The organism is Streptomyces bobili (assembly GCF_002154575.1).
Taxonomy (GTDB): Bacteria; Actinomycetota; Actinomycetes; order Streptomycetales; family Streptomycetaceae; genus Streptomyces; species Streptomyces bobili.
In genome coordinates this window covers 1-1,314 of sequence record NZ_MUBA01000588.1, presented here as the reverse complement: position 1 = coordinate 1,314, position 1,314 = coordinate 1, and the positions used below count along the sequence as shown (strand labels likewise).

At 72.0% G+C, this 1,314-nt stretch carries 2 protein-coding genes; both read left to right on the top strand.

The annotated features are described in order from the left end of the window. The first annotated feature begins 108 nt into the window (after nt 1-108). Nucleotides 109-612, top strand: coding sequence for a glutathione peroxidase (locus tag BZL64_RS34265; protein WP_086772980.1), 504 nt, complete (start codon nt 109-111; stop codon nt 610-612). A 91-nt stretch (nt 613-703) separates the two neighbouring features. Continuing rightward, nucleotides 704-1,314: MerR family transcriptional regulator (locus BZL64_RS34260; protein ID WP_167396241.1), on the top strand; the 611-nt coding region annotated here is incomplete at its 3' end.

Genomic DNA, 1,314 nt, shown 5'->3' with positions numbered 1-1,314 from the left:
GTGCTGTACTCGCGCAGTGGGGCGGGAGAGGTGCTGGTGCGGGCCCGGCAGGAACCGGAGACAGCCCCCGCAAACCGTCCCGTCACCCCGCGGAGCTAGCATCCGGGGATGACTACTGATGCCGGTGCTTCCCCCCTCGATGTCGAGATCGGTGCCCTCAAGGGCGGTTCCGCGGACCTCTCGCAGTACGCGGGCCAGGCCGTCCTGATCGTGAACGTGGCCTCCAAGTGCGGCCTGACCCCCCAGTACAACGGCCTGGAGAAGCTCCAGGAGCGGTACGCCGCCCAGGGCTTCACCGTGCTCGGGGTGCCCTGCAACCAGTTCCTCGGGCAGGAGCCCGGCAGCGCCGAGGAGATCGCCGAGTTCTGCTCGGCGACGTACGGCGTCACCTTCCCGCTGACCGAGAAGGCCGAGGTGAACGGGGACGGGCGGCACGCGCTGTACGAGCGGCTCGTCGGGTTCGCCGACGGTGAGGGACACAGCGGGGACATCCGCTGGAACTTCGAGAAGTTCCTCGTCGGCCGGGACGGCGCCGTGGCCGCCCGGTTCTCGCCGCAGACCGAGCCGGAGTCGGCCGAGATCGTCGCGGCGATCGAGAAGCAGCTGGGCTGACCTGCCCGCTTGACCTTGCCCCTGGGGCAGAGCCGAGCGTTCCCGTCGCCGGGCGGAGAAGGCCGCCCGGCGACGGAGGACGAGGATTCAGGTGGACGACGAGGCGCTGCTCACCATCGGCGCGTTCGCCGCGCGGGCCCGGCTGTCGGCCAAGGCACTACGGCTGTACGACCGGCTGGGGCTGCTGGCTCCGGCGCACGTCGACGAGGTGAGCGGTTACCGCTACTACCGCGCCGGCCAGGCGGAGCGCGCCCGGCTGGTGGCCCTGCTGCGGCAGCTCGACATGCCGCTCGCGCGGATCGCGGAGGTGATCGGCGCGGCGGACGGTGACGAGGCCGCCGAGCGGCTGACCGCCTACTGGGCGGGCGTCGAGACGCGGATCGCCGCCCAGCGCACCCTCACCGAGTACCTCCGTGCACGTCTGTCGGGAAGGAACTCCGAGATGTACGCAACGTTCGAGGTCGAGACGGTCGAGGTACCCGCGCAGGTGGTGATCACCGAGAAGCGGCACGTGCTGGCGGACGAGCTGCCCGCCTGGATCGGCGCGTCGCTCGGCCGGCTGGAGGAGGGGGCGCGGGCGGCCTGCGGGGGCGTCGCCGGGTCGCCGTTCGTCGTCTACCACTCCGAGGTGACGCAGGAGAGCGACGGACCGGTGGAGTCCTGCGTGCCGGTCGTCGACGAGGCGGCGGCGCGGGCCTGGGT

Excerpts from the sequence above, each read along its gene's own strand:
- BZL64_RS34265 (WP_086772980.1), top strand. The coding sequence starts at position 109 with ATGACTACTGATGCCGGTGCTTCCCCCCTCGATGTCGAGATCGGTGCC.